The following is a 25792-nucleotide window of genomic DNA, read 5'->3' as shown; positions in this document are numbered from 1 at the left end:
ACCTTCGGCCTTGCTGCTTCAGCCGTGGATGCGCGCCGGCGCAGCGGCGGCGCGAGCCTCGCGCCAGCGAGCGAAGATTGCCTCGCGAACCCGCCTCGAACCAGAGAGGCGCTTTTTTGCCTGCGCCAGCACCGCAGGCGACGCCTCGGCGGGCGTGCCGGACCGAAAGGGAGGAGCCGGGGCGTATTCGAGCGAGAGCTGCACGATCTCGGCCTCCTCCTGTCCAAGCAGCCTCGCAACCAGCGCCAGGCCGAAGTCGATCCCCGAAGTGACGCCGCCGGCGGTGATGAGCTTGCCGTCTTCGACGATACGCTCGTCGACCGGGATCGCTCCGAACTCCTCAAGGAAATCATGCGCATACCAGTGCGTGGTCGCGCGCTTGCCCCTCAGCAGTCCGGCCGCCCCAAGCACCAGGGCACCGCTGCAAACGGAGGTGATGTAGCGCACCTGCCCCGCGCGCTCCCACACGAAATCGAGGACTGTCTGGTCCTCCAGCAGCGCGTTGACCCCGCCCCCGCCAGGAATGCACAGCACGTCGAGGGGCCGGCAATCGTCAAAGGTCGCGGTTGGCGTCAGCGAGAGGCGCGTCGATGACGTCACCGGGTTGCGATCCTTCCAGATCAGTTCCACCTCGGCATCCTTGGCCGATGCCAGGACTTCGTATGGGCCGGTGAGGTCGAGTTGTTGGACGTCGGGGAATACGAGGATGCCGAAACGAAGGGGCATGGAAATCTCCGTGGGTTGACTTCCGGCAATCTACGGCATCATGGTTTGGCACGATTGCCATTCATCCCTCGCTTCGGGCCAAACCAATGCGCCGTATCGAAGTACTTGCCTATCCCGACATCCAGCTCCTCGACGTCAGCGGACCGCTGCAGGTCTTTGCCAGCGCCAATGATTTCAAAAGGCAGGCCGGCGAACCGGCTCCTTACGAGGTCGTGGTCGTCGCCGCCTCACCGCGCATCCGGACATCGGCCGGTCTCGTGCTGGAGGCAGCAGTGCTGCCAACCCACGGAGGTAAGATCGACACGCTGCTTGTCCCCGGAGGATGGGGCGTCAACGCGGCCTGCGACGATCCCGTGCTGGTCCAGTGGATCGCCGGTCGCTCGCGCGATGCCACCCGAACCGCTTCCGTCTGCAGCGGCGCCATGCTGCTGGCGACGGCTGGCCTGCTCGACGGCCGCCGCGCGGTGACCCATTGGGGACGCTGCGCGGAGTTCGCCCGGCGCTTTCCCGCGGTCCGGCTCGAACCCGATCCGATCTTCATCCGCGACGGCAATGTCTGGACATCCGCCGGCGTAACGGCGGGGATCGATCTCGCCCTCTCCCTCGTCGAGGCCGACCTTGGCAGGCACACGGCGCTCGGCGTGGCGCGCGAGTTGGTGGTCTTCCTGAAACGTCCCGGTGGCCAGGCGCAATTCAGCCAGACCCTCAAGCTGCAGCAAGGCGACGGGCGCTTCGACCGGCTGCATGGCTGGATCCTCGAAAATCTGGCCGGTGACCTGTCGCTCACGCAGTTGGCCGACCACGCCAATATGAGCCCGCGCAGCTTCTCGCGGCGCTATCGCGAGGCCACCGGCCGGACACCTGCCCGCGCGATCGAGGAGATCCGGATCGAGGCGGCGCGGCGGATGCTGGAGCGGGGCCAGCCCGTCAACCAGACGGCCCGCCGCTGCGGTTTCGGCTCGGAAGAAACCATGCGGCGCGGCTTTCTGCGCGTGCTGGGCACCAATCCGCGCGCCTATCGCGAGCGTTTCTGATCGCGACTGCTTGCTCCATTAGGCCGGCGGTCGATGCGGTAGAAATAGAGCCTCTCTAGCGTTCAGGCGGGATGCTGTAGCTGGCTGAGCCCGCCATCGACGACGAGGGTCGCCGCGTTCATGAACGGGCACTCCTCAGAAATCATGAACACAGCGGCCAGCGCGATCTCGCGCGCCGAGGCGATGCGGCCGCCGGGATGCAGCGCCAGCGTCCTGGCGCGCGCCGCAACCGGATCGGCAAAACTGTTCCAATAGTCGGTCGCCTTCTGCGTCTCGACATAACCGGGCGCCAGCGCGTTCACGCGCACGCCCTGCCCGGCATATTCCAGCGCCAGCGATTTGGTCAGCCCAAGCAGCGCGTGCTTGGCCACGGGATAAGGGAAGGTATGAGGGATGATGGTGAAGCTGTGCGTCGAGGCGATGTTGAGGATCGCGCCACCGCCATTTGCGATCATTCCTGGCAGCACCGCCTTGGCGCAGTTCCAGGCGCCCTTGACGTTGACGTCGAAATTGCGGTTCCACTCCTCCTCGGTCGCCTCGAGCGGCGTCGAGAACACATTCATCCCCGCATTGTTGATCAGCGAGTTGATCGGCCCGATCGCGTCGGTCGCCCGGCTGACGGCAGCGGCAATCGCGGCCCCGTCGCTGATGTCGGCTGCGGTATGTCCGACATGGCCCCGCGGTGCGGCAAGGCCGGCGACCGTTTTGTCCAGCAGCGCGCCGTCGCGATCGACCAGGAACAGCTTTGCCCCTTCGGCCAGGCAGGCCTCGGCGATGGCAACCCCGATGCCTTGCGCGGCGCCGGTGAGGAAGATGCGTTTGCCGGACAGGCGCTCAGCCATGGCTGTCACTCCACTGGAAGACGGATCAGCGCCGGCCCAGTGCCGACGAACGCAGATTGTCGAGCAAAACGGCAAGCAGCAGGATCACGCCGCGCACAATGTACTGGTAGAAGGCTGGGATGTTGAGCAGGTTCATGGCGTTTTCGGCAATGCCCATGATCAGCACGCCGACGATGACGCCCGACATGGTGGCGCGGCCGCCGGCAAGCGAGACGCCGCCGAGCACGCAGGCCGAGATGACCGAGAGTTCAAGCCCGACCGCCGCATTGGGCTGGCCCGACGTGATGCGCGAGGCCAAAAGGATGCCGGCGATGCCACAGACCACGCCTTGCAGAGCAAAGATCCAGATGCGCGTCCAGTCGACATTGACGCCCGCCAGGCGCGAGGCCTCCGGGTTGCCGCCGATGGCCAGCGTGTTCTTGCCGAAGACGGTACGATTGAGGACAAAACCGAAGATGCAGAACAGCACGGCCAGGACCCAGACCGGCGTCGGAATGCCGAACAGCTTGGATAGCGCCAGTTGGTAGAAATCCGGGCTGTTGATGCCGACGGCGCGGCCATCGGATGCGATCAGCGCAAGGCCGCGCACGATCTGCATGGTGGCAAGCGTCGTGATCAGCGCGTTGATGCGGAATTTGGCGATGACGACGCCATTGATGAAGCCGACGAAGGCGCCGCAGGCGATTGCCGCGAGAAGCCCGAGCAGGATCGAACCGGTATAGTTCGACGCCATTACCGCGACCATGCCAGCAAAGGCGACGATGGAGCCGACCGAGAGGTCGAAGTCACGCGCGGCAAGGCAGAACATCATCGTGCAGGCGACAATGCCGACGGTGACCACCGACTGCAGCAGGCCGAGCATGTTGCGGTCGGTGAGGAAGTTCGGCACCAGCAGCGACACCAGCACGAAGGCGACGATGAAGATGACGACGAGGCCCTGTTCGCCGAGCAGGATCTTCTTCAACTGATCGGTCATGGCAAAGATCCTCAGGATGCGATCGCGTCGGGGGTTTTCTGATCGGGAAGAGCGGCGGCCAGGATCGCTTTTTCGGCGAACTGGTCGCGCGCGAGTTCGGCGCTGATGCGCCCGCCGCACATCACCAGGATGCGGTCGCAAATGCCCATCACTTCCGGCAGTTCGGACGAGACGACGACGATCGCCATGCCGTCTTCGGCAAGCTGGTAGAGCAGTTCGTAGATTTCCGCTTTGGCGCCGACATCGATACCGCGTGTCGGCTCGTCGACGATAAGCACGCGCACGCCCTGCTCCGACAGCCAGCGGCCGAGAATGACCTTCTGCTGGTTGCCACCGGAGAGGTTGATGATGTCCTGCTTGCGCGACGGCGTGCGCACCTTGAGCTTCTTAATGAAGGTCTCGGCGGTGGCGATCTCGCTAGCGCGGTTCAGGATTCCGAAGCGTGTGTGATGACGCCGCGACGAGATGTTGATGTTCTCCTCGATCGAGCGGCCCTGGATGATGCCGTCATGCTTGCGGTCTTCCGAGCACAAAACGATCCCGGCGCGGATCGCGTCATGCGGATCGGTGGCATGCACGACCTTGCCATCAACGGTAATGGTGCCACCTGAGCGCGGGTCGGCGCCGAACACCAGCCGCATCAGTTCCGAGCGCCCCGCGCCGATCAGGCCGAAGAAGCCGACGATCTCGCCCGCCCTCGCCTCGAAGCTGGCGGGCGTCGTCAGTTTTACTCCGCAAACAGCGTCGACCTTCAGCCGGACATCGCCGGCCGGGCGTGGGCGAAACCCCCAGATATCGGAGATTTCGCGGCCGACCATTTCGGCGACGACCTGGTCGCGTGTGACGTTTTTCAGCGACGCATGGTGCGCCGCGAGCTTGCCGTCGCGCAGCACGGTCAGGCTGTCGCAGAGGCGGAACACTTCGTCCAGCCGGTGCGAGACATAGATGATGACCTTGCCCTCGCCGCGCAGGCGGTCGATCAGGGCAAACAGGATTTCGCTTTCGCGCGACGACAATGACGAGGTCGGCTCGTCCAGAGCGATGACGCGCGCGTCGAGCATGATCGCCTTGGCGATCTCGACCATCTGGCGCTCGCCGATCGACAGCGTCTTGACCTTGCGGCTGATATCGATGTCGATGCCGGCTGATTTCAGCTTGGCGCCAACATCGTCCAGCATCCTGGCACGGGCGATGATGCCGGCGTTGGCGGGGAAGCGGCCGAGGCTGAGGTTTTCGGCAACAGTGAGCTCGGGAACCAGCTGCAGTTCCTGGTGGATGACGATGACGCCATTGTCGAAGGCATCTCGCGTCGTTGCATAGGCTTGCATCTTGCCGTCGATGAGGATCTCGCCGTCATCGGCATGCTGGTCGCCGGACAGGATCTTGATCAGCGTGGATTTGCCGGCGCCGTTCTCGCCCATCAGGCCGTGCACGGCGCCCTTGTCGACGCCGAACGAGACGTCCGACAGCGCCTTGACGCCCGGATAGGTCTTGGTGATTTCCGAGAAGTCGAGAAAGGACATGGGGCGCCTATCCTTTTGCCATGCCAAACAGGCGGCGACTGTGAGCCGCCGCCTGTTTGTACAGGGAGGATTATTCGATGCCGAGACCCTTGCGGACCGTCTGGTAGTCGTCGCGCTTGGCCAGCGCACCGGCGGTCAGGATGAGCTTCTCGGGTTCCTTGTTGTTGGCGACCCAGTCATACATGTTGAGCGCAGTCTCGTAGCCGTGACGCTTCGGCGAGATGATCACCGTGCCGACGAAGCCGGTGGCGGTCGGCTTCTTGAACTCGTTGATCGCCGAATCCGCGCCGCCAATGCCGACGCCGATCACGTTTTCGGCCGGGATGCCGACGCTTTCGGAAGCGCGCACGGCGCCGAGAACGGCTTCGTCGTTGAGGCCGAAGGAGACCCACTTCTTGATGTCGGCATGGGCGTTGAGTACCACCGTCGCCGCATTGAGCGCAGCCTCGGTATCGGTCTTGGCCTGCGGCGCGTCAAAGATGTTTTTGGCCTTGAAGCCGTTGGCCTTCAGCACCGAAATGGCGCCTTCGACCCGGTCGACGGCGGTCGGCAACTGATCATAGGAGACGCGGATGGCGCCGACCTCGTCGGCCTTCCAGCCGCGCGCCTTCATTTCGTCGACGATCGCCTGGCCGACGGCCTCGCCGATCTTGGTCGCCGAAATGCCCATATGCGGCACGTCTTCCAGCGCCTTCCCGTCTGCGCCGACCAGACGGTCATCAACCGTCATCAGCTTGAGATTGTTGGCGGCGGCCTTGGCGACGATGCCGGGGCCGAGCTTAACATCAGGCGTGCAGACGATGAAGCCTTGCGCGCCCTGCGCGCCGAGATTGTCGATCGCCGACATCAGCTTCTCACCGTCCTCGGCGCCGATCTTGACCAGGGTAAAACCCTTCTCCTTGGCGGCCTGGTCGGCGAACTTCCATTCGTCCTGGAACCACGGCTCCTCGGGCTGTTTGACGATAAAACCTATCTTGGTGTCCTGAGCATATGCTGCGATGGTCGTGACGGACAGCACGGCAAGGGCGCCCGCGACGAGCGCGGTCTTCAGAAGTCGCATGATTACCTCCCAGCGATGGCCGGGCGCTCAGCCCGGATGCAGAGTCTCTAATTGTTTTTATCATACTCGTCAATTGATCTGGTATGATAATTGGGCTACATGCTCTGACCAGGGATCGCTGGCGCAAATCATCCGCATCCGGTAAGGCCGGGGACGCGAGATCAGTGGTTTCGCCGCCTTGGAGGAGGGCTGAGGTGACCGAAACTTCGAAGAAGGCATCAGGCGACACCCGCCGCCCGCGCGTCATGCCCGATGTGACCAAGGCGCTTGCCTCAGACATCTTTTCCGGACGCTATCCCGCCGGCTCGTCCCTGCCGACCGAAAACGAACTCGGCGTCGAATATGGCGTCAGCCGCACCGTCATCCGCGAGGCGCTGAAGGTGCTGGCCGCCAAGGGGCTGGTGCTGTCGCGACCGCGCATCGGCACGGTTGTATGTGAACAGGACAACTGGAACATCATCGACCCGCAGGTGCTGGCCTGGCACGCGCCGCATGCGCTGGACGACAAATTGTTCGACGCCATCCTCGAAACGCGCCGCGCCATCGAACCTCTGGTAGCTGAACTGGCGGCGACTCGTGCGACGCTGCAGGAGATCGCCGATCTCGAAGCCGCCTGGCGCGGCATGGCCAATGCCGGCGAGGATCTCGCCGCCTTCTCGCGCTCGGACATCACCTTCCACCAGATCGTCTATGCCGCGAGCCACAACCCGATCTTCCGCCAGATCGGCAATCTGATCGACACCGGGCTGAAATTCTCGCTTGAAGCAACGGCGACCATTTCGCTCGCCCGGCGCATGGAAGCAGTGGCGGCGCACCGTGAGGTGGTGGAGGCACTGCGCATGCGCGATGCCGCGGCGGCGCGTGCGGCGGCAGGCCGGATCCTCGACCTTGCAGCGCGCGACCTGGTCAGCGCCAAGAAACTCAAGAACAACTGAGACCTCGCATGAAAATCATCTCGCTCACCACTTACATTGTCCCGCCGCGCTGGCTGTTCCTGAAGATCGAGACTGATGCCGGCGTTACCGGCTGGGGCGAGCCTGTGGTCGAAGGCCGTGCGCTGACGGTCGAGGCAGCGGTCAAGGAACTTGGCGATTATCTGATCGGCAAGGACCCGCGCCTGATCGAGGACCATTGGACGGTGATGCATCGCGGCGGCTTCTACCGCGGCGGGCCGATCCTGATGAGCGCCATTGCCGGCATCGACCAGGCGCTGTGGGACATCAAAGGCAAGGCGCTCGGCGTGCCTGTCCACGAACTGCTCGGCGGCAAGCTGCGCGACAGCATCAAGGTCTATTCCTGGATCGGCGGCGACCGGCCGGCGGAAGTGGCTGATGGCGCCAGGGAAGTGGTGGCGCGCGGTTTTCAAGCGCTGAAGATGAATGGCACCGAGGAACTGCAGATCGTCGACAGCCATGACAGAATAGATGCGGCTGTCGAACGCGTCGCCATGGTGCGCGAGGCCGTTGGGTCCAACATTGGCATCGCCGTCGATTTCCACGGCCGCGTGCATCGGCCGATGGCGCGCATGCTGGTCAAGGAGCTCGAACCCTACCGGCTGATGTTCATCGAGGAGCCGGTGCTCAGCGAAAATCGCGAGGCGCTGAAGGAGATCGCAGCGCTGGGCTCGACGCCGATCGCGCTCGGCGAGCGGCTTTACAGCCGCTGGGATTTCAAGTCGGTGTTCGAACAATGCGCCGTCGACATCATCCAGCCGGACCTGTCGCATGCCGGGGGCATCACCGAATGCCGCAAGATCGCGGCGATGGCCGAGGCTTATGATATTGCGGTCGCGCCGCACTGCCCGCTCGGCCCGATCGCGCTCGCCGCCTGCCTGCAGCTCGATGCCGTCAGCTACAACTGCTTCATCCAGGAACAGAGCCTCGGCATCCACTACAACGCCGCAAACGATTTGCTCGATTATGCCGCCAACAAGGACGTCTTTCGCTACGAGGATGGCTATGTCGCAATCCCCGGTGGTCCCGGCCTCGGCGTCGAAATCGACGAGGACTACGTCAAGGAAAGGGCCAAGGAAGGCCACCGCTGGCGCAACCCGGTCTGGCGTCACAAGGACGGCTCCTTCGCCGAGTGGTAGCCCGGCCGACCTTGCGGCCAGGCCTTCAGGACCTCAAGCTCAATTTCGCGGTGGCGCCAGCGTAACGCAGGCCTCTGATGGGCCGCAGCGCCGAGCACCAGCGCATGGGAGCCGTCGGCGCCGGCAAGCCGCAACTCGCTGACCGCCTGGGTTGCCGCAAGCGATCGAAAGCAGTCGCTATCCATGGAACATGGCGGATGTCCTGTTCTCATCGACCTTTTCTTGGCCCGCCAGCCGCGTCACCTGCCCGCGGCGTGCCGGCCTGCGTTCCTGCCGGAGAAGATGCAGCTGCCGAGAAATGTCCCTTCCAGCGCATTGTAGCCGTGATAGCCGCCGCCACCGCCGCCGGCCACCTCGCCTGCCGCATAGAGCCCGGCAATGGGTTCGCCATTGCCGTCGAGAACCTGCGAATTGAGATTGGTGTGCAGGCCGCCAAGCGTTTTGCGAGTCAGGATGTTGAGGCGCACCGCGATCAGCGGCCCGTGCCTGGGATCGAGTATCTTGTGCGGCTTGGTCACCCGGAAGATCTTGTCGCCAATGTAGTTGCGGGCGCCGCGGACGGCTGTGACCTGCGCATCCTTGGTATAGGCATGCTCGACCTCGCGATCTCGCGCCACGATCTGCGCCTTGAGCCGGTCGTAGTCGAGCAGATTGTCGCCTGACAGCGCGTTCATGCCGGTGACCAGGTCGGCCAGGTTGTCGCGGACGACGAAGTCCTCGCCCTTTTCCAGGAACGCTGCCACCGATGGTGGCGCCTTGCCGCCGCGCCGGTTCTTCAGCACGGCCCGCCAATCCTTGGCCGTAAAGTCTAGGTTTTGCTCCGAACCCGACAGCACGAACTCCTTCGAAGCGATCGTCTTGCTCAGCACGAACCAGGAATAATCGTGTCCCGTCGACAGGATACGCTTCAAGGTGCCGAGCGAATCGAAGCTCGGGAAGAACGGCGCCTCCATGCGTTGTCCCAGAGCATCGAACCATAGCGGCGACGGCGCCGACAGGATGCGGATGCCGTGGTTCGGCCAGATCGGATTCCAGTTCTTGATCCCCTCGACATAGTGCCACATGCGGTCGGCGTTGATGACGCCCCCGCCGGCGTCCTGGGTGATCGCCACCATGCGGCCGTCCACATGGTGCGGCACGCCGGCAACCATACGCTTCGGCGCTGGCCCCAGCCGCCCGACCGGCCAGACCTTGCGAACCAACTCATGATTGCCGCCGATGCCGCCGGAGGTGACGATCACGACACCGGCCGAAAGGTCGAAATCGCCGACGGCCGTGCGGCTCGACTGCTTGCCGCGCTCGACATCGGATGCCTCCAGGATTTCGCCCGCGACGCCGGTGACCGCGCCGTTGGTCTTGATCAGCCGGCTGACCTGATGACGGAATTTCAAAGTGATCAGCCCTTTGGCGACGTGCTCGCGCACGCGCCTTTCGAACGGCGCGACCACGCCCGGCCCAGTGCCCCATGTCAGGTGGAAGCGCGGCACTGAATTGCCGTGGCCATTGGCCAGCGCGCCGCCGCGCTCGGCCCAGCCGACCACCGGCCACCAGCGCATGCCCATGGCGTAGAGCCACGGCCGCATCTCGCCGGCGGCGAAATCGACATAGGCTTCCGCCACTTTCCTTGGCCAATGGTCCTCGGGCCGGTCGAACTGGGCAGAACCCAGCCAATCCTGCCAGGCGAGGTCGCGGCTGTCCTTGATGCGCAGGCGGCGCTGCTCGGGCGTGTTGACCAAAAACAGGCCGCCGAGCGACCAGAATGCCTGGCCGCCGAGAAAACCGCCACCCTCTTGCTCGACGATGATCACGCGCTTGCCGGCATCGCCGAGTTCCGCGGCTGCGGCCAGGCCGGCCAGCCCGCCGCCAACGATGATTGCGTCCGCGTCAGCCATTGTCGTAGCTCCTGTGCCGGCTTTTGTTTTCGAGATCGGATGCTCGTTGCTAGCCGCGCAGCGCGTTCCAGATGATGCGCGGCAGCTTCAGGAGGCTCGGCTGGTAGTTGAACTCGGTGATCAGGCGGCCGACCATGTGTGCCCTTTTGTGGGTCAGGAACCAGGCCGGCTTCGGCATGATGCGGAACGGCGCTTCGAGCACGCTGCGTTCCGGTCTGTCGAACAAATAGGTGTTGTGGACGACGCCGATGCCGCTCTGCACGTCGTCGAGCGTGTGGCCAGGGAAAGCACCCCAGGTCGGGCGCAGCAGCGCGAACAGAACGCCGCTCCAGGAATTGATGCCGATGCCGCCATAGCGCAGTTCGGCAATGATTTCCTCGAAGCGCTGCCGGCCGATCTCGGCGATCGTCCTGGGATGGATGAGGATGTTGGCGGCAAGCGTGCCGTGCAGCTTTTCATTGGCGTAGGCGACAGCGGCGCGCAGATAGGATTCCGCATTGCCCGCCGGCAGCCGCATGACGCTGAGCGCCGGCGCGAACACCTCGGCATTTTCGAGATAGGTATCCGTGCCCGGCCGGAACGGCACCACCACGCAGGCCGGCCCGCCGGGCCGCTCGAATTTCTGTACGCTGTCGGCATGCGCCTCGAAGGCGGCGAGGCACTCGGTCGCGCCGGGATAATAGGCCGGGCGCGACGGGGCTTTCTGCATCACCTTTTCGAGGGCCGCCAGAAGCGCGTCGGATTTGTCCCAGCCTTCGGGCAACACGAGCATTTGGCAGGCGATACAGTTGAAACCGGAATTGTTGAGCTTCTGTGTGGCGATCAGTTCGGCATGGTAGGCGATGTCGGCATTCGACCATGGGCCGGGCACCACGATGGTCGGCGCCACGCCGCCAAGCTCAGAGGTGATACGCCGGCTGTTGCGCGGCTTGCCCGCCGCCTTGTTCTTGCGGCCCTCCTCGCCAGGCCCCCAGACGATCGCGTCATGCGAGGCCGCGGCACCGGTGATGTGGATGTCGTCGACGAGATCGTGGTTGCACAGATACGCACCGACATCGGCGCTGCCGCGCACGATGCGCAGCGCACCGAATTCGATCAGCGGCCGCAGCGCCGGCCGCAGGAAATCAACGAGGTAATCATTGACCGGGTTCATCTTGAGCAGGACGACCTGATGTTCGACGAGCAGCTTGTGCAGGCAGTCGAGCGGCGCGATCGAGGCGACGTTGCCGGCGCCGAGCACGAGCCCGATCTTGCCCTTGCGGCTGGTGCGCGGCGCGTCATAGGCCGATGCGGTGTTTGCGGCGAGGTTCGCCTTGGTCACGCCGGGCTGCATCCAGATCTCTGCCTTCAGCCCGGTGAACAGCACCTTGTCCCAAAGCGAATTCGGAACCACCGTCACCGCCACCTGTCCGCTAGGCAAGGTGCGGACCGGCAGTCTGTCGAGGAACTTCTTGCCCTCCATCAGGCTGAGCGTGTGGATGAACTGGTTGCAGCCATCCATCAGCGCCGCCGGGCCAGCCAGCCATTCCTCACCTTCCAGCGGCGAGCCGGTCGGGATGCCCTTCTTGCGCGTCGCGGTTTTGACCCACGCCTCGGCGACCTCGCGGATGTGATCCTTGACCTGCCGCAGCAAGGCGATCCGCTCGCCATTCGAGGTCTGCGCCCAGTCGTCCTTCCTGGCGTCGAGATCGGTGAGCGCGAGGTCGAGTTCGGCTGCCCATTCAGGCTGCACGGGCTGGGTTTTGACTGCCTTGGCAACCATCCTATCCTCCTCCACTTCGATCTCTTTGTTTGACGCAATTCCTGTGGGAAAACCGCTTCACACTTTTCCTGGAATTGCTCTACGAAAACGGCAGTGCGGCCCATTGCTCGACGAATTTCCCGCCGGAATAGACCTGGATCGAACCGAACTGCTGTAGCACGAATTCGCTCTGCGTCGGACGCAGGAAGGCGTAGTCGTCAGGCCCGACATTGACGTTGTCGGGCAGCGCCATGAATTGCTGATTGGTCGAAAAGCCGAACGTCTTGTCGGTCTTCATCCCCACGGGATGGACGGGCTTCGCCATCCATTTTCCGCCATAGAGAAAACAGCCGCGCCGCGGCAACAGCCCGAGCTTCTGCAGCAGCCAGGAGCGCTGGTCGAGGCCCGGCGCCTGGACATCGACCACTTTCAGGATCGGCGTCGCGATGAATGCGGCAGGCCGCAATTGGCTGAGGCTCGGCACATCGAAATCGGTCGGCAGCATAAAAGCCGATCCGATGGACAATTCATTGGCGCCGACCCAGCTGTCATAGAGCAATGCGGTGCTGCTGCCGCCAAGATTGAGGATCTTGCGCTGGTCGGCGGCAAGGCAAGCGACATACTGGCGAAACAGGCTGATCGCCTTGACGCGCGCCTTGGCCGGTCCTCCCAGCAGTTTGGGGATATGGCCGATATGCGCCTCGTAGGCCATGACGCCTTCGCATTTCAGCCGCGGGTAATTCGCCAACGCGGAAACTGCCCGGGCCAGTGAGTCGGGATCGCTGATACCGCCGCGATGAAGGCCGACATCGACCTCGAAGCAGACGCGCAGCTCGCGGTCGAGCTCGGCGGCAAGCGAGCCATAGGCGGCCAGCCGCTCCTCGGTATCGATCAGCCAGACGATGCGCGACGTAGCTTCGCCGAGCCCGGCGAGATCGCCCTTCGTCAGCGCGTGCCTGGCGCCGGCAACCGGCATCGGCTTGCCCAACAGGAGATCGACTTGGGGAAACACTTTCAGCATCTCGGCGCTGATCGGCAGATGAAAGGTCATCAGCCTGTCGGTCGCAAACGCCGCGCGGATATAGTCGATCAGCGGCAGGCATGGCAGCGACTTGTCGACGAGGCGCAGATCGAGGCCCGTGGCGAACTTCGCCTTGATCGCAGCGATGTTGTGATCGAGCCGGTCGAGATCGAGCACCAGGCAAGGCTGAAAGATCCCGGCTGCCCTGAGCGCGCCCGACATTTCCGCGAAATAGGTGTCGGTCAGGCTCATGCCGCGACGCCGAGCAGCTTGGCAATATAGGGCGACACGAAGCGGTTGTCCGGGTCCATCTCGCGGCGGACCGCCATCGCATCGTTCCAGCGCGGATAGAGCGCGCTCAATTCCCTTGATGTCAGGCTGTGCATCTTGCCCCAATGCGGGCGGCCGCCGCGCTTCCTGAAGATCGGCTCGGCGGCGTTGAAGAACGCCATCGGATCGCGCTCGACGCCGTGATGGATGGCGATGGAACAGGTTGGGCGCTTGTAGAAGGGGCTGAGCCAGACATTGTCGGGCGCGACGACGCGCACCTCCATCGGAAAATAGACCTCTGGAAACCGCGTCTCGAGCAGCGCAATGATTTCGCTGAGTGCGGGCGCCCCTTCCTCGAACGGCAGGTGGTATTCCATCTCGTTGAACTTGACGTTGCGCTCGGAGGTGAAGACCTTCAGCCACTCCTCGACATAATCCTCGGCCGGCACCTTGGCGAAGGCCGAGCCGATGAGACGGCGGCGCAGCCAAGGGAGCCAGCTGAGATAGTCGCGCAGTTTTCTCAGCGTCGTCACCGCATCGTCGTCTTCCGTCGGCGGACGCACCGTCGCCGGCGCCTCGGTGATGTCGCTGGCAATCAGCAGCGCCTGGCCGGAAAACGGCACATAGTAGAACTCGGCCGAACGATGCGCCGTCATGGTGCTTTCGAATTGCGCAAGCACATCGGCAATCGGCGCCGTCCAGCGGCGGTGCCGCATCCGGTAACTCGCCACGTTGCGGATCGTCACTTCGGTGACGGCGCCGAAAGCGCCGAGCGAAGCGCCCATGGCTTCGATCATGTCGGGGCTCTTGGCACGGTCGAACTCTTTCACGGCGCCACGCCCGTCGACGATCTGCATCGCCTCGAGCTGGGTATGGTAAGCGCCGAGCGTGATGCCCGAGCCGTGGGTGGCGGTGCCCAGCGCCCCGCCGAACGCCTGCTTGTCGATGTCGCCCATGTTCGGCAGCGCCTGGCCGACGCCGTGCAACAGCTTTGCCAGCGCGCCGATCTTGGTGCCGGCGCCGACCCGCGCCGTCAGTTTTTCGGGATCGTGCGACCTCAGGCCCTCGAAGCGGTCGAGCGACAGGATGGTGCCGTCATTCTTGACCAGCGGCGTGAAGGAATGGCCCGTGCCAGCGAATCGAACTGGTCCCGGCGCGTTGCGAATGGCACCACTCAGCTCATCGAGACTCTGCGGTTCGGCAAAAGCCTGCGGCGTGGCCGTGACATAGCCCGACCAATTGCTCCACTGGCTGATAGCCTCTCCCAAAATTGCCTCCCTGGGACGCCGGCTTTGCCGGTCTTTCTCCTAGCGCTGAATAATATGATACATACTCAGCTTTTCGGATATGATACATTGTCAGCTTTCTGTCAACCTGGCAATCGGAGGTGTCTTGTGTGGTCCCGTGTTCAAGTGCATGGCTTTCGCCGTGATTGTTCGCATTCCGATAGTGAGATTATCTCTAGGCAATTAAAAGGACAAACAAGGACACAAATATAATTAAAACAATCTGCTTAAATCTCACCACAAGAGCTTTGCGCTCATCCCGTTTTATTCTGATTTTTGTTTCATGTTCGTCATACCTTATATATCCATAAAACATGCAGCATGCTAACAAAAAACCAAAAAAATACCCTCCTACCATGGCTTTCTCGGAAGTCACTGCTGCCAAACGCAACCACCCATCCGCCAATTCCGTAAATAACCAATGTTGAAGTGAATAAAACGAAAAGCATCGAGAAAACGTATAGTTTCTTTAACGCATTCCGACGACCGTCGTGCCCATCCATCACTACAGTTCCTTTGCTTGCACGAACGTAAATCAATACTGCATTATTCATGATTCATACTTGATTTCCGAGTACCCCTCTAGCTCACCTCGGGGCAACGGAACTTCACTACACAATAGCACGCCGCCAGGTCGTGGGGCGAACGGCTAGGTTCCTCGTCCGTCAGCGAGCCGCGCGCCGTACTAAGGGCCGTGCAAATCCATGAGGGCAACCGGCTGTATCACGAGCCTCACCGCGACCGGGCGATCGTGATCGAGCGTGGTATCTGATTGTCATCGGACGACATTCCGCGCCGGCCGCATTATCTACAGCGACGCACGCTGAGCCGGCGTCGGCATTGAACGCAGTTCGTTGCCCCTTCAAGCCAGCCCAAACGTTTCCACGGCCCGCATGATGCCGCGCAATTCGGCCAAACCCTTCAGGCGGCCGATCAGCGAGTAGCCGGGATTGATCCTTGTCTTGCCGATATCGTCGGCGAGCAGGTGGCCATGGTCCGGCCGCATCGGGATTTGCCAGTCGGCGCGGCCCTCCTTGCGGCGGCGCGCCTCCTCCTGCATCAGCGCCAGGATGACATGCGCCATGTCGGTGCCGCCTTCGAGATGCTCGGCCTCGTAGAACGAGCCGTCATCCTCGATGGTGATGTTGCGCAGATGGGCGAAGTGGATGCGGTCGCCGAATTCCTTGACCATGGCGACGATGTCGTTGTCGGCGCGCGTGCCGTAGGACCCGGTGCAGAACGTCAGCCCATTGGCCTGGCTGTCGACGGCATTGAGAATGAAACGCGCATCCTCGGCGGTCGAAACGACGCGCGGCAGGCCGTAGAGCGAAAACGGCGGATCGTCGGGGTGGATACACATGCGCACCCCCTCCTCTTCCGCCACCGGAATGATCTCGCGCAGGAACCACGCGAGGTTGCCGCGCAACTCCTTCGGCCCGATTCCGTCATAGTCCGCAAGCGCCTCGCGAAAACTGTCGCGGTCATACTTGCGCTCTGTAGCCGGCAGGCCGGCGATCAGATTGCGCTCGATCTGGTCCATCTTCTCTGGCGACAATTCCTTCAGCCGCGCTTCCGCTTGCGCAATACGCGCCGGCGTATAGCTGTCAGCACCGTTCTTGCGCTTCAGCACGAACAGATCGTAGGCGGCGAAATCAACGGCATCAAAACGCAGGGCGTAGCCTGTCGTCGGCAGACGGTAGGCTAGATCGGTGCGGGTCCAGTCCACCACCGGCATGAAATTGTAGCAGATCGTGGCGATGCCGGCCCTGGCCAGCGCGCGGATCGAATCGCGGTAATAGCCGGCATAGCGCTCGCGTTCCTGCGCGCCGATCTTGAAGGAATTGTGGACCGGAATGCTCTCGACGACCGACCAGGTCAGTCCTGCTTCCTGGATAATGCGCTTGCGCTCCAGCACTTCGGCCTCAGGCCACGCCCGGCCGTCATAGATATGGTGGAGCGCCGAGACCACGCCGGTGGCGCCCGCCTGCTTGACATGATCGAGCGTCACCGGATCATCGGGCCCATACCAGCGCCAGCATTGTTCCATTTCGGCTTTCCTTCTGCGACAGGTTGGCAACTTATTGTTGGACCCCGATGGGAGTCGATAGAAAATGGAGGAGTTTTTAGAAATGACGGATTTCGACGGCAAGGTCGCCCTGGTGACCGGGACGACCGGAATCGGCCTGGCAACCGCCACACGCCTTGCGGCCGGTGGCGCCGCAATCATCGCCTGCGGCATCGACCGCGCCGCCAACGCGGCGATGAAAGCGCAACTGGAAAGTGCTGGTGCCGCGGTGCTGGTCATCGACACCGATGTGTCCGTCTCCGATCAGGTGCGCGACGCGGTCGCGGCTGGCGTCGCGAAGTTCGGCGGCCTGGATGTCATCGTCAACTCGGCCGCCGTCCATCCCTATGGCACGGCGACGACCACCGACTGGGAAACCTGGAACCGAACGATGACGGTCAATGTCGGCTCGATCTACCTGACCGCGCATTTCGGCATTCCGGAAATGATCAAGCGCGGAGGCGGCGCCATCGTCAACGTCGCCTCGGTGCAGGGCTTTGCCTGCCAGCAGAACGTCGCCGCCTATGCCACGACCAAGGGCGCCATCCACACGCTGACGCGCTCGCTGGCGCTCGACTACGCGGCATCAGGCATCCGCGTCAATTCGGTCAGCCCGGGCTCGATCCGCACGCCGATCCTGGAGAAGGCTGCGCGCGGTGACGGCGGCAGCGATGCCGATGTCGAAGAGGCCTACAAGCGCTTCGGCGCGGCGCATCCGCTCGGCCGCATCGGCGAACCGGAGGAAGTGGCGGAACTCATCGCCTTCCTTTGCTCGTCGAAGGCCGGCTTCTGCACCGGCGCGGACTACAGGATCGATGGCGGCCTGACGGCAGGTATTGGCGTGAAGTAGCGCTATGATGGCGTTCTGCGCGCTTGCAGGCAATCGGTGTCCGACCGCGCTACAGCTTCCACATCCGCTTGGCATTGCCCGACAGCAATTTCGTCCTCTCCTCAGGGCTGGCTCCCGCAATCAACGCATGCGTCGCCGCCACCCAGGTCGCAAGGCCACCGCCAAGCGTGCACACCGGCCAGTCGCTGCCCCACACGACGCGGTCCCAGCCGAAAATGCCGATCGTGTGCTCGACATAGGGGCGCAAGGTCTCGACGGTCCATGAGCCGGCATCGGCATAGGCGACGACACCGGAGATCTTGCCGATAACATTGGGACGCCGCGCGATCTCGGTCATATGCTCGCGCCACGGATGTTCCGCACTGGCCTTGATGTCGGGCACGCCGCAATGGTCGAGCACGAACTGCACATCCGGCGCCAGATCGGCGAGCGCAACCGCCCTTGGAATCTGATGCGGCAGGACGACGAGGTCGAAGGTCAGGCCGGTGCCGGCAAGCCGCTCGATGTTTTCGCGAAACAGCGCGCTGTCCGAAAGCTCGTCCGGCATGACATGCAGCACGCGACGGAACCCCTTGACGAAGGGATCGGCCTGCTGGCGCTCGAGATAGGCGGCGAAACCGGCCTCCTCCGGGCGGCAGGAGGCGATCGCCCCGCGCAACAGACTGCCCTTCTCCAGCGACTGCGCCTTCACATGGCTGGTCTCGGCCTGGATGTCGGCTTCATCGACGTCGACCTCCATATGCAGCGCGGCCTCGATGCCGGCCCGGCGGGCCTGGATCGCATATTCTGCGTGCGGGAAATCGCGGTTGAGCGCCGGCTCGCGGCTGAGCCAGGGATAGCGCAGCGCCGACAGGTCGATCAGGTGCAGATGAGTGTCGATGATCATGGCTGTCCTCCTCGGTGATTTCAGATCATCGCCAAATGCCTAAACCCAGCGCATGACATACTCTGGCTCAGGCCCGCTTCGGGATCTCTTTGTCCTCGAGCAGCAGCGTCAGCCCCATGGCGACGAAATAGAGCGCCGCCACCCAGATGAACATCACGTTGAAGCCACTGGAGTAGTGGTCGAGCACCACCTCACGGATCGCGTCCGGCAGGCTCGATGCGAGGTGCGGGGTCAATCCATTCAGGCCCTGTGGCAACAATACGGCGGCCTCAGTGGGAAGCTCGGCTGTCTGCCGGTTCAGCGCCCAGATCATCACCGCGCCGTTCAGCGCCAGTCCGAGCGATGCTCCGAGCGTCCGCGCCTGGGTGATCAGCGATGTCACCGCGCCGATATCCTGCAGGGGTGCCGCCGCCTGGATCGCCACAATCAGCACCTGGAACTGAAGACCCATGCTGATCCCGAACACAGCCATCATCGTCGCCAGCACCCAGATCGGCGTGTGCTGGCTGGTGAGGACGAAGCCCAGCATCAGGAGCCCGCCAATGCCCATCGCCACAACCGGCATCCATTTGTAGCGTCCGGTTGCGGCAATTACCCGCCCGGCGACGATCGAGATGACCATCGATGTCAGTGACGCCGGCAGGAACAGGAAGCCGACTTCGGCCGGGCTGAGACCCGTCAGCGTCTGCATGTAGAGGGCGAAATAGAAGAACATGCCCAGCGTCACCGTTCCGGCGACCAGCGACACGCCCGAGACGATGCTGACCGTCGAATTGCCGAACAGCCGCAGAGGTACGATCGGCTCTTCGGCCCGGCGCTCGACCATGACGAACAAGGTGATGGCGACTAGTGCCAGCAGCGGCAGCGCGAAGGTGATGAGGTCCGGTCCGCTGGGGTCGAGCACGTGGTAGCCCCAATAAACGATCGCCGTCGTGCCGGTGGCGAGCAGCACGCCGCCGAGATAGTCGATGCGGTGCCGCTTTTCGTTGAACCGGCTGCGCATGGCGAAGGCCAGCACCGCCAGCACGATGATCCCTATCGGCAAATTGACCAGGAACACCCAACGCCAGCCGAACACGCTGGTGATGTAGCCGCCGGCCAGCGGGCCGAGCACCGACGACAGCGCGAACACCGCCGAACTGTAGCCCTGATATTTGGCGCGGTCGCGCGGCGAAAACAGTTCGCCGATCATGGCGAAGGCCGAAACCATCAACCCACCCCCGCCGATACCCTGCAGCACGCGCGCGGCGATCAAGCTCTCCATCGACCATGCCATGCCGCAGACCAGCGAGCCCAGCAGGAACAGGCCGATCGCCGTCAGCACGACATTCTTGCGGCCATACATGTCGCCAAGCTTGCCGTAGAATGGCGAGACCGCGGCGGTCGAGAGCAGGTAGGCGGCACCGACCCAGCCGAACAAATGCAGATTGCCGAGTTCGCCGGCAATGGTGGGCAAGGCGGTGACGACGATCTGCATGTCGATGGTTGCCATGAACATGGCGATCAGCGCGCCGAAATAGACGATCAAGGTCGTAAGGTCGGGCCTGACTTGGGCCTCCACGGGCGCTGTGTCCGGCAGCGTCTGCTCGACAGTCATCGGTGTCTCCGTAGCTTGGGGCGCGATTTATGTCCCCACAACCAAGAGGTGTCAATCAGATATGTGCGCGTAGCATATAATTGACATCAGCATATATTCTTGCTAACGCGCTATGGATGAGCAGCAACGCATCCGGCAGTCCGGACCGATTTCCAGCCCTGTTCCAGACAAGCGGCGACCGGGATCTCGCCGATCTGGCGCGCGGCAGCGGCCTGTCCGAACCGGCGGCCGAGGCCGTGGCCGCCATCGATGCGGTAATGAGCAAGGTGCGCCGCTCGATCAAGCGCCGCGACTTCGGCCGCATGATCCTGGCGCGCGTAGACCCTTCGCTGGAAGTGAGCCATCTCGATGCGATCAGCGCCATCGCGAACAATCCGTTTTTCAGCGCTACCCAGCAGGATGAGGTGACGGTTGGCGTCATCGCCGAGCGCCTCGAGATCGATCCGTCGCGCGCCAGCCGCATCGCGGCCGACCTCGTCGAACGCGGCTATGCCTGCCGTGTCGCATCGCAACGCGATGCCCGCCGCATCTGCCTCAAACTCACCGCCAAGGGTGAGCGCCTCGTGGCGGCGGTGCGCCAGACCAAATGGCGGATTTTCGCCGGATCGCTGGCACAGTGGGATGAGCAGGACCTAGTAAGGTTCGCCACCTTGCTGGAACGCTTCGCCGGTTGGGCCATGGACGAAGCCGGGATGAAAAGATCCGCCAAGGCCGTCAAGCAGTTGATGGACGAGATGCTGCCCGAAACGAAATAGGCGGCACGGCGTGGACGCTCACCCATGTGTGCGAGCCGTTCGATAGCCCTTGACGCTCAGGTCGCGTCGGATCGTTATCGGTCGAAGAAACCGGCGTCCTCTTCCGCCAGGTATTTCTTCGCTGCCTTGGCGTCGATGTCGAGGCCGAGTCCCGGAGCTTCGAGCAGGTCCACCATACTTTCCCTGACGATCTGCCCCTTGGGCAGGCCGATGACGATGTCCTCCCACCACGGGTCGGAGGCGCTGGGATATTCGAAGGCGATGTAGTTGGCCGGCAGCGTGGCGCAGACATTGATCAGCGCACCGAGGCCCAGCAGACCGTTCGCCGTGCCGTGCGGCGCCATCATGATCGAGTGCATGTATGCGTGCTCGGCCACCCATTTGAGCTCGGCGATGCCGCCGATGTCGGCGGGATCCGGACCGATGACGCGAACCGCCTGCGTCTCGATCAGTTCCTTGAAGTTATGGCGCAGGTAGATCTGCTCGCCGGTGTGGATGGGGGTGGACGTCGATGTCGTGAGTTCGCGGTAGGCCTGCGGATTGACCCATGGCACGTAGTCGCCGGTCAGCATGTCCTCCAGCCACATCAGATTGTATTTTTCCACCGCCTGAGCGAAGCGGATGGCGTCCGGCAGGAACCACCCGGGGCCGCAATCCAACGCCAGCGAGACCGTGTCGCCGAGCACATCCTTCATGGCGATGACGCATTCGATCATATGCGCCATGCCGCGCTCGCTGATCTGCCCCTGGTCCATCGCGCCGTGATAGGTCGGCGGCTGACGCACGCCGTAGTGGAAGTCGGGGACGCTGGTCTTCATGTTGGAATGAAAGCTGATGCCTTGCTTGACCATGAAGAAACCTTCCGGCCGCTCCATCATCCATTTGACGTCGGCCGCGTAATCCTCCGGCCTGTCGCCGGTGCGCTTCTTGCGGATGGAACCGTTATAGACCCGCACCTTGTCGCGCACCTTGCCGCCGAGCAGCTTGTAGACCGGAACGCCTGCCGCCTTGCCGGCGATGTCCCACAGAGCATGCTCGATAGCGCTAACGGCGGCGCCGTAGGGCTTGAACGAGCCGCGCTGGCGGATTTTCAACATCACGCGTTCGACATCGGTCGGGTCCTCGCCGATCAGCGCGTCGCGGAAATGCAGCACCCAGGGTTTCAGATAAGGCTTGGTGTACTCGACCTCGCCGAGGCCATGGAGGCCTTCGTCGGTGACGATGCGCACGATGGGGTGCCTGCCGATGACGGCGCACCTGAGATCGGTGATCTTCATGATGTCCTCTATTTCACCGACGAGAAGGCGGTTGGCGCGAGAAACTGGCTGGAAATATTGGCTAGGATCGGGCCATCGCGCTCGGACTCGTCGCGGGCCTTGAGCCATGCCGGATCGGTGGTGAAGGCCTTCCATCTCACTTCGCGCTCGGCAAGGGATTCCCAGGCGACGAAATAGATCAGTCGATTGCTGTTTTCGCCGACCACCGTGGTGAAGAACCCGGCCTGGCGGATGCCGTGTCTATCCCACAGCGCCAAGGTATGGTCGTTGAAACGCTTGAGCAGCGCCGGCAGCCGGCCCGGCACGCAGTCGTAAATGCGAAGTTCGTAGATCATGGTCCATCCTTCTGTTCACCTCTCCCTCCGAGGAGAGAAGTGTAGAGTCAGCTCCAGGTGCGGTCCCAGGAGTATTCGTCGTCCCAGTGATCGGTCGGTTGCCAGATGCCGGTGACGCCGGGCTGCAGGTGCTGGCTGATCACTTCGTCGACGATGTCGTCGATGCCCAGACCAGGCTTGTCGGGCACGGTGATGAAGCCGTCCTTGACCAGCGGCTTGGGCAGGCCGGTGACGATATCGTCCCACCAGTCGACTTCGACGCTGTGATATTCGAGCGCCATGAAGTTTTCCGTCGCCACCGCGACATGCGCGGCGGCCATTGCCGCGATCGGGCTTTCCGCCATGTGAATGGCCATGGCGACGCCATGCTCCTGCGCCGCGTCGCCGATCTTCTTGGTCTCGAGAATGCCGCCGGTGGTCAGCAGATCCGGATGGATGACCGAGATGCCGGCGTTGAGCAGCGGCTCGAAGCCTTCCTTGAGGTAGATGTCCTCACCCGTGCAGATCGGCACCGAGGTCGCCTGCTGCAACTGCCGATACTGCTCGGTGTACTGCCAGGGGATCACGTCCTCGAGCCAGGCCGGTGCATACTTCTCGATCCGCCGGGCCAGACGGATGCCGTCCTGCAGCGAGATGTGGCCGACATGGTCGATGGCGAGCGGGACCTCGTAGCCGATCACCTCGCGGACCTCGTGAATATATTGATCGAGCAGGTCGAGGCCCTTTTCGGTGAAATGGAGGCTGGTGAAGGGATGCGGCACGTTCTGCGCATCATAGGCGGCATTACGCGCCCGGCGCTCGTCCAGCGTGCGTGCCGGACCGCGCGCGGCATGGCTGCGGAAACCGTCGAGCACGCCGGCCGGCGCCACCACTGCGCCCGATATGTGCAAAATCTGCGCCAGACCGAGATCCATCTTGAGGAAGGTGAAACCGAGATCCATCCGCGCCTTGAGCCGCTTTCCGGTCTCGGTGCCGCTGGGCTTGTCCGCGTCGGTGTCGCAATAGACACGCACCTTGTCGCGAAACCGTCCTCCCAGCATCTGGTAGATCGGCACGCCATACGCCTTGCCGGCGAGGTCCCAAAGCGCGATCTCGATTGCCGAGACACCGCCACCTTGCCGCCCATGGCCGCCAAATTGCTTGATGCGGCGGAACAGCCGGTCGACGTCGCAAGGGTTCTCGCCCAGCAACCGGCTCTTCAGCATCAGCGCATAGGTCGCGCTGGCGCCGTCGCGCACTTCGCCCAGGCCGACAATGCCCTGGTTGGTGTAGATCTTGACCAGCGCGGAGGTGAACGGCGCGCCGACGATCTCGGCAACGCGCAGGTCGGTGATGCGCAGGTCGCTCGGCCTGGAGTTCGTATTTACCCGATTGAGCGCCTCGCCGGCGCTACCCGTCTTTGCCATGGCTTATCCTCGTTCTGATTGGTGGCGCCCCGCACCCCCGGCCTGCATAAGCGTTGCTAGCCAAGCTCTATCTCGTGGGCCTGCAGGTAGTCTCGGTTCATCTCGACACCGAGACCCGGCTTCGACGCCAGCTTGAGGCTGCCGTTCGAGACATCGAGTGGCTCGTCGATGAGGTGATTATATTTGTCCAGGTTCCACTCCGACGTTTCGAGCTTGTAGAAGTTGGGAACCGTCATCATCACCTGCGCTCCCGCAACCACATTGATCGGTCCCGCGGCGTCATGGGGCGAGACCGGGATGTAGTAGGCTTCGCACAGGGCGGAAATCTTCTTCAGTTCGGTAATGCCGCCGGTCCAGGTAACGTCCGGCATGATGTAGTCCGCAAGCCTGTTCTCGAGCACCGGCACGAAATCCCATTTGGTGTGGCCGCGCTCGCCCCACGAGATGGCGGCACTGACCTTCTCACGCACTTGCTTGAGAGCATTGAGGCTTTCTGGCGGGCATGGCTCCTCGAACCAGTCGATCTGGCCGGCTTCCTCGAGGCTTCGGCAGAGGCGAATGGCGGTGGGGACGTCGAAGCGGCCATGCGCGTCGATGAGAATGTCGACACCGGGCCCCGCCGTTTCACGGATCAAAGCCGTTAGTTCGGCAGCCTCGCGCTCGTCCTTGCGGGTCATGCTGCCATCGAGGTAGCCGTCCCGCTGTTCGCGCGCCAAGCCATCGGCGATGCGGCCTTGGTGGGGGAAAGGATCGAACTTCAGCCCGGTGTGTCCGGATTCGACGATGTCTCGAATTTCGCGGACCACAGCCTCCTTGCTGGTAAACTTGGCCTGGTTGGGATGGGTATAGAGCGCGATTTCATCGCGCACCGGTCCGCCCAGCAGCTCGTAGATCGGCTTGCCTAGAACTTTGCCGCGAATGTCCCAGAGCGCTATGTCGATAGCGCTCACGCATTCGACTGCGGCGCCGCGGCTGCCCATATAGGTGAAGCTGCGGAAAATCTTGTGCCAGAGATGCTCGATGCGCGCCGGATCCTCACCTGTGACGGCAACACCGATCTGCCGCAGGATCGTGCACAGCGCGCGGTTGGCGAGCCTTGTGGTGGTGGTGATTTCCCCCCAGCCACTCACCCCTTCGTCGGTCGTCACCTCGACGAACAGGAACTCTCCCCAATAGGAAGCATCGGACTTGATCAGCCACGGCCGAACGCTCGTGATTTTCATCTCTCAACTACCTCTGTCTGATGGCTGGACCAATGATGTTCTGGGCTGGAAACTCTATCCGGCCCGAGCGGCATTGCGCGCACGCATCTGTTCGAGGACGTGCCGACCGGAACCCTCGACATGGCGGGAAATGAGTTCGGCCGCCTCGTCGGCATTTCCCGCTCTGATATGCGCGATGAGCTCGCGGTGTTCACGCATAATGGCGGCCCGCCGCGCGAGCGTGAAATTGAAACGCCGGCTCACGGCTCGCAGCACTTCGCGATGCTTCCACCAAAGCTCGGCGGCATGGCGGTTGTAGTGGCGCTGGTACATCACGGTGTGGAAGGCGGTATCCAGTTCACTGTGCCGCAATGTGTCGGTGAAGTTGTTCTCTTCGATCAGAGCCTGGATGCGTTCGAGTTCGGCGATGTCCTCGCCGGTCGCCATGTTCACGAACCATCGCGTCAGGGCCGGCTCGATCAGGACTCCGATCTCGTAGATATCCCGGACAAAATCCTGGTCTATGGGCCGGACGCGCGCGCCACGGTTGGCGACAAAGGTGACGAAGCCCTCCCCTCGCAACAGCTGCAGCGCCTCGCGTACGGGGTTGGTCGAGGTGCCGTGACGCCGGGCGAGATCGGTGACCACAAGCCGTTCGTTGGCGGCGAGCCGTCCCTCGATGATGTCTTCCCGGATCAGCTCATAAAGCGAGGCGCCCTCGCTGGACGCCCCGATGGGATCAATCCCCACGGGTGGCTCTGCTTTGAAATCACTTGTTTCGGCCAAAGCCGGCTCCCCCGATTAGTACATCGCATGCTCGATATCATACACGCGTTTTGCAAACAATGTACGATCGGGTGCGTTGACAGGCAATCCACGATCTGAAAACGTACCAGATGATCGAAGGGATACATTGAGCAGAAGGACGCATCCCGCACGGTCGGACGAGCCCCTTG

At 63.0% G+C, this 25792-nt stretch carries 22 protein-coding genes; 5 read left to right on the top strand and 17 right to left on the bottom strand.

Annotated features, from left to right (window positions below; genetic code table 11):
- Nucleotides 1–18 precede the first annotated feature (18 nt).
- Nucleotides 19–726: a DJ-1/PfpI family protein gene (locus NL532_RS12860; RefSeq protein ID WP_023691357.1), complete on the bottom strand. Its 708-nt coding sequence runs from the start codon at nt 724–726 to the stop codon at nt 19–21.
- An 86-nt stretch (nt 727–812) separates the two neighbouring features.
- Between NL532_RS12860 and NL532_RS12855 the strand changes: the two genes are divergently transcribed.
- Nucleotides 813–1760 (top strand): GlxA family transcriptional regulator, encoded by a 948-nt coding sequence (locus tag NL532_RS12855; RefSeq protein ID WP_023685300.1) that lies wholly within the window; start codon nt 813–815, stop codon nt 1758–1760.
- Nucleotides 1761–1822: 62 nt separating this feature from the next.
- On the opposite strand, the gene NL532_RS12850 is transcribed toward NL532_RS12855, so the two are convergent.
- The 4 genes from NL532_RS12850 to NL532_RS12835 form a co-directional block, all read right to left on the bottom strand.
- Nucleotides 1823–2602: an SDR family oxidoreductase gene (locus tag NL532_RS12850; protein ID WP_023829174.1), complete on the bottom strand. Its 780-nt coding sequence runs from the start codon at nt 2600–2602 to the stop codon at nt 1823–1825.
- Between the two features lie 25 nt (nt 2603–2627).
- Nucleotides 2628–3578 (bottom strand): L-arabinose ABC transporter permease AraH, encoded by a 951-nt coding sequence (araH, locus tag NL532_RS12845; protein ID WP_023687901.1) that lies wholly within the window; start codon nt 3576–3578, stop codon nt 2628–2630.
- A gap of 11 nt (nt 3579–3589) precedes the next feature.
- Nucleotides 3590–5101 (bottom strand): L-arabinose ABC transporter ATP-binding protein AraG, encoded by a 1512-nt coding sequence (gene araG / locus NL532_RS12840; RefSeq protein WP_023712137.1) that lies wholly within the window; start codon nt 5099–5101, stop codon nt 3590–3592.
- Between the two features lie 70 nt (nt 5102–5171).
- Nucleotides 5172–6161: an arabinose ABC transporter substrate-binding protein gene (locus tag NL532_RS12835; protein ID WP_023829173.1), complete on the bottom strand. Its 990-nt coding sequence runs from the start codon at nt 6159–6161 to the stop codon at nt 5172–5174.
- Between the two features lie 245 nt (nt 6162–6406).
- On the opposite strand from NL532_RS12835, the gene NL532_RS12830 reads away from it, so the two are divergent.
- The gene (locus NL532_RS12830) at nt 6407–7096 is read left to right on the top strand and encodes a FadR/GntR family transcriptional regulator (RefSeq protein ID WP_245259915.1); all 690 of its coding nucleotides are present in this window, start codon (nt 6407–6409) and stop codon (nt 7094–7096) included.
- Between the two features lie 8 nt (nt 7097–7104).
- Nucleotides 7105–8253, top strand: coding sequence for a galactonate dehydratase (dgoD, locus tag NL532_RS12825; protein ID WP_023754425.1), 1149 nt, complete (start codon nt 7105–7107; stop codon nt 8251–8253).
- Nucleotides 8254–8492: 239 nt separating this feature from the next.
- Here the strand turns inward: dgoD and NL532_RS12820 are convergent, their stop codons facing one another.
- The 5 genes from NL532_RS12820 to uxuA all read right to left on the bottom strand — a co-directional run bounded on the left by NL532_RS12820 (nt 8493) and on the right by uxuA (nt 16510).
- Entirely contained in the window at nt 8493–10145 is a 1653-nt protein-coding gene (locus NL532_RS12820) for an FAD-binding dehydrogenase (RefSeq protein WP_023754426.1), read from the bottom strand.
- A gap of 49 nt (nt 10146–10194) precedes the next feature.
- Complete coding sequence (locus NL532_RS12815; RefSeq protein WP_286488122.1) at nt 10195–11907, bottom strand: aldehyde dehydrogenase family protein; 1713 nt, start codon at nt 11905–11907, stop codon at nt 10195–10197.
- A 79-nt stretch (nt 11908–11986) separates the two neighbouring features.
- A complete protein-coding gene (locus NL532_RS12810) occupies nt 11987–13159 on the bottom strand; it encodes an alanine racemase (protein ID WP_023829171.1) in 1173 nt (390 codons plus the stop codon).
- Nucleotides 13156–14445 (bottom strand): D-arabinono-1,4-lactone oxidase, encoded by a 1290-nt coding sequence (locus tag NL532_RS12805; RefSeq protein WP_023754429.1) that lies wholly within the window; start codon nt 14443–14445, stop codon nt 13156–13158. The genes NL532_RS12810 and NL532_RS12805 overlap by 4 nt, the downstream gene beginning before the upstream one ends.
- Before the next feature lie 880 nt (nt 14446–15325).
- Nucleotides 15326–16510, bottom strand: coding sequence for a mannonate dehydratase (uxuA, locus tag NL532_RS12800; protein WP_023687892.1), 1185 nt, complete (start codon nt 16508–16510; stop codon nt 15326–15328).
- An 82-nt stretch (nt 16511–16592) separates the two neighbouring features.
- On the opposite strand from uxuA, the gene NL532_RS12795 reads away from it, so the two are divergent.
- A complete protein-coding gene (locus tag NL532_RS12795; RefSeq protein WP_023691366.1) occupies nt 16593–17378 on the top strand; it encodes an SDR family NAD(P)-dependent oxidoreductase in 786 nt (261 codons plus the stop codon).
- Nucleotides 17379–17427: 49 nt separating this feature from the next.
- On the opposite strand, the gene NL532_RS12790 is transcribed toward NL532_RS12795, so the two are convergent.
- Both NL532_RS12790 and NL532_RS12785 read right to left on the bottom strand, forming a co-directional pair.
- On the bottom strand, nt 17428–18264 hold the full coding sequence (locus NL532_RS12790; protein WP_286488121.1) for an amidohydrolase family protein: 837 nt from the start codon (nt 18262–18264) through the stop codon (nt 17428–17430).
- Between the two features lie 67 nt (nt 18265–18331).
- Nucleotides 18332–19861, bottom strand: coding sequence for an MDR family MFS transporter (locus NL532_RS12785; protein ID WP_023829169.1), 1530 nt, complete (start codon nt 19859–19861; stop codon nt 18332–18334).
- A gap of 116 nt (nt 19862–19977) precedes the next feature.
- On the opposite strand from NL532_RS12785, the gene NL532_RS12780 reads away from it, so the two are divergent.
- Complete coding sequence (locus NL532_RS12780) at nt 19978–20616, top strand: MarR family winged helix-turn-helix transcriptional regulator (protein ID WP_023829168.1); 639 nt, start codon at nt 19978–19980, stop codon at nt 20614–20616.
- Nucleotides 20617–20690: 74 nt separating this feature from the next.
- Here the strand turns inward: NL532_RS12780 and NL532_RS12775 are convergent, their stop codons facing one another.
- The 5 genes from NL532_RS12775 to NL532_RS12755 are packed head-to-tail and all read right to left on the bottom strand — an operon-like array spanning nt 20691 to nt 25622.
- Nucleotides 20691–21893, bottom strand: coding sequence for a mandelate racemase/muconate lactonizing enzyme family protein (locus tag NL532_RS12775; protein WP_023754434.1), 1203 nt, complete (start codon nt 21891–21893; stop codon nt 20691–20693).
- Between the two features lie 8 nt (nt 21894–21901).
- On the bottom strand, nt 21902–22228 hold the full coding sequence (locus NL532_RS12770; protein WP_023704650.1) for an NIPSNAP family protein: 327 nt from the start codon (nt 22226–22228) through the stop codon (nt 21902–21904).
- Nucleotides 22229–22275: 47 nt separating this feature from the next.
- Nucleotides 22276–23634 carry a mandelate racemase/muconate lactonizing enzyme family protein gene (locus tag NL532_RS12765; protein ID WP_286488120.1) on the bottom strand — a complete coding sequence of 453 codons (1359 nt, stop codon included), beginning with the start codon at nt 23632–23634 and terminating at the stop codon, nt 22276–22278.
- A gap of 56 nt (nt 23635–23690) precedes the next feature.
- Nucleotides 23691–24857, bottom strand: coding sequence for a mandelate racemase/muconate lactonizing enzyme family protein (locus NL532_RS12760; RefSeq protein WP_023739521.1), 1167 nt, complete (start codon nt 24855–24857; stop codon nt 23691–23693).
- Nucleotides 24858–24911: 54 nt separating this feature from the next.
- Nucleotides 24912–25622 (bottom strand): GntR family transcriptional regulator, encoded by a 711-nt coding sequence (locus NL532_RS12755; protein WP_023739522.1) that lies wholly within the window; start codon nt 25620–25622, stop codon nt 24912–24914.
- Between the last annotated feature and the right edge of the window lie 170 nt (nt 25623–25792).

The organism is Mesorhizobium sp. C120A, from assembly GCF_030323105.1.
GTDB lineage: Bacteria > Pseudomonadota > Alphaproteobacteria > Rhizobiales > Rhizobiaceae > Mesorhizobium.
This window is presented reverse-complemented; position numbering and strand designations above follow the sequence as displayed.

Excerpts from the sequence above, each read along its gene's own strand:
- NL532_RS12855 (WP_023685300.1), top strand. The coding sequence starts at position 813 with ATGCGCCGTATCGAAGTACTTGCCTATCCCGACATCCAGCTCCTCGAC.
- NL532_RS12810 (WP_023829171.1), bottom strand. The coding sequence starts at position 13,159 with ATGAGCCTGACCGACACCTATTTCGCGGAAATGTCGGGCGCGCTCAGG.
- NL532_RS12770 (WP_023704650.1), bottom strand. The coding sequence starts at position 22,228 with ATGATCTACGAACTTCGCATTTACGACTGCGTGCCGGGCCGGCTGCCG.
- NL532_RS12780 (WP_023829168.1), top strand. The coding sequence starts at position 19,978 with ATGAGCAGCAACGCATCCGGCAGTCCGGACCGATTTCCAGCCCTGTTC.
- araH (WP_023687901.1), bottom strand. The coding sequence starts at position 3,578 with ATGACCGATCAGTTGAAGAAGATCCTGCTCGGCGAACAGGGCCTCGTC.
- uxuA (WP_023687892.1), bottom strand. The coding sequence starts at position 16,510 with ATGGAACAATGCTGGCGCTGGTATGGGCCCGATGATCCGGTGACGCTC.
- NL532_RS12835 (WP_023829173.1), bottom strand. The coding sequence starts at position 6,161 with ATGCGACTTCTGAAGACCGCGCTCGTCGCGGGCGCCCTTGCCGTGCTG.
- NL532_RS12850 (WP_023829174.1), bottom strand. The coding sequence starts at position 2,602 with ATGGCTGAGCGCCTGTCCGGCAAACGCATCTTCCTCACCGGCGCCGCG.
- NL532_RS12760 (WP_023739521.1), bottom strand. The coding sequence starts at position 24,857 with ATGAAAATCACGAGCGTTCGGCCGTGGCTGATCAAGTCCGATGCTTCC.
- NL532_RS12795 (WP_023691366.1), top strand. The coding sequence starts at position 16,593 with ATGACGGATTTCGACGGCAAGGTCGCCCTGGTGACCGGGACGACCGGA.
- NL532_RS12830 (WP_245259915.1), top strand. The coding sequence starts at position 6,407 with ATGCCCGATGTGACCAAGGCGCTTGCCTCAGACATCTTTTCCGGACGC.
- NL532_RS12790 (WP_286488121.1), bottom strand. The coding sequence starts at position 18,264 with ATGATCATCGACACTCATCTGCACCTGATCGACCTGTCGGCGCTGCGC.
- NL532_RS12820 (WP_023754426.1), bottom strand. The coding sequence starts at position 10,145 with ATGGCTGACGCGGACGCAATCATCGTTGGCGGCGGGCTGGCCGGCCTG.
- NL532_RS12785 (WP_023829169.1), bottom strand. The coding sequence starts at position 19,861 with ATGACTGTCGAGCAGACGCTGCCGGACACAGCGCCCGTGGAGGCCCAA.
- araG (WP_023712137.1), bottom strand. The coding sequence starts at position 5,101 with ATGTCCTTTCTCGACTTCTCGGAAATCACCAAGACCTATCCGGGCGTC.
- NL532_RS12765 (WP_286488120.1), bottom strand. The coding sequence starts at position 23,634 with ATGGCAAAGACGGGTAGCGCCGGCGAGGCGCTCAATCGGGTAAATACG.
- NL532_RS12775 (WP_023754434.1), bottom strand. The coding sequence starts at position 21,893 with ATGAAGATCACCGATCTCAGGTGCGCCGTCATCGGCAGGCACCCCATC.
- dgoD (WP_023754425.1), top strand. The coding sequence starts at position 7,105 with ATGAAAATCATCTCGCTCACCACTTACATTGTCCCGCCGCGCTGGCTG.
- NL532_RS12815 (WP_286488122.1), bottom strand. The coding sequence starts at position 11,907 with ATGGTTGCCAAGGCAGTCAAAACCCAGCCCGTGCAGCCTGAATGGGCA.
- NL532_RS12860 (WP_023691357.1), bottom strand. The coding sequence starts at position 726 with ATGCCCCTTCGTTTCGGCATCCTCGTATTCCCCGACGTCCAACAACTC.